This is a genomic window from Cohnella sp. GCM10012308 (assembly GCF_042649185.1).
In the GTDB taxonomy this organism is placed as follows: domain Bacteria; phylum Bacillota; class Bacilli; order Paenibacillales; family Paenibacillaceae; genus Cohnella.
This window is the reverse complement of the sequence record NZ_JBHRYU010000074.1, coordinates 1-1572: the sequence shown is the minus strand read 5'-3', so window position 1 is coordinate 1572 and position 1572 is coordinate 1. Positions and strand designations below refer to the sequence as shown.

Below are 1572 nucleotides of genomic sequence, written 5' to 3'. Positions count from 1 at the left end.
CAGGCTGTTGAGAAAGCAGTTTTACGCAGCCAACTGTAGCCTGATCCGACGAATATGTAAATAAATGGTCGACAGTGCGCACCAAAAGCCCGAACCTTTGCAGGAAGAAGTCTTCGCCAGGTGTCTGGCGATCTTCTTGAGGTTCTGGGCGACTGCTGTCATCAGCGCTTGTTCTTGCACCTTCTCCCTTCCGCGCATGCGGCAACGGCGAAGCCCATGATGCACTTTGGCATCCGCGAAGCTTCGCTCAATCGTTTCATTGCGCCACTGGCTCAGTTGTCTGCCTGCTGCACTTTGCGAGTAGGCGATGACGGTTTCTTTCGCTTCCTCCCAAACATGCCGTTGAATGGTCCTTTTCCGATCTGCGTTGGACGTACACGCCTCTCGCATCGCACAGGCGGCACAGACGGTTGGCGTAGATCTGTATTCTTTGTATCCGTTGCGGTTTGTCGTCGTGTAATGGAGCACTTCGCCCTGCGGACAGACGTACACATCCCGTTCTTTGTCATATGTAAAATGCTGTTTGGGCAACGTGCCTTTTCTTGTAGGCGCTTCTCGTTCTACAATGGATGCCGCCAGATTCAAGCTCAGAACGCTTTTGCAAATATAAGGGGTCATGTAACCGGAATCGAGCGCGACCGCTTCAAGCGTCTCGCCAAACCCGAATGTCTCGATTTGGCGCTTTAATCGTTCTACATAGACGGTGGCGTCGTTGACGTTGCCGGCGGTAACATGGACATCTGTGATGATGTTGTACTTGTGGTCTACCGTCCGGTGATCGAGATAAGCAAAGTATTCGGGCTTGCCGGAACGTTTTAACCACCCGCTATCTGGATCCGTCGTGCTGGTCTTCCTCGTCTCTTGCTCCTCCGACGGCGCTTCTGCGGCCGGAGGCAACGGCTTTTTTTCATGTGCATCCCGATCCGCATTAATCGCCTCTTCCAGCTCACTCATGTACGATAGCGGCGTCTGCGATACAACCTGCATCGTATAGCGGTTCTTGCTGGCATTGGCTTGCATATGCGAAGAGTCGGTCAAGAATAGACGCCCGCCAACCATTTGGTGCGAGATGGCTAAATGTACGACCTCATCAAATATTTCCTGAAAGAGGTTGCTGCCTCGGAATCGATTCTTGCGATTCCAACTGATGGTCGAATGGTCGGGCACCGCATCATGAAGACCGAGCCCGAGGAACCATCTGTAAGCGACATTCAGTTGGATTTCTTGCTCCAGTTGGCGCTCCGACGGAATCCCATACAGATAGCCCACCAGCATCATTTTAAAGAGGCGCACGGGGTCCAACGAAGGTCGTCCACGCGTTTCACTGTAAAAGGGGCGTACTTTGTCGTAAATAAATGATAAGTCCACATATTGATCAATCACGCGAAGCAAATGGTCGGCGGGAACAAGAAGTTCAAGACACGCAAGCTCCCACTGGGGAGTAGCTGCTGGTTTACCTTGGCCATGTTGCAACAAAATGGACCACCACTTTCAGCATAATATTATCTATTATACCAAATTAACGCGGTGACGTATTAATTGAATAATGCAGGGGACTTTCTCAACAGCCTG

1 pseudogene is annotated in these 1572 nt (G+C 51.3%); it reads right to left on the bottom strand.

Annotated elements, in window-relative coordinates:
• Positions 1-111 precede the first annotated feature (111 nt).
• A pseudogene (locus ACFOTD_RS34450) lies at positions 112-1473 on the bottom strand (IS1182 family transposase); the annotation flags it as partial.
• Positions 1474-1572: the final 99 nt, after the last annotated feature.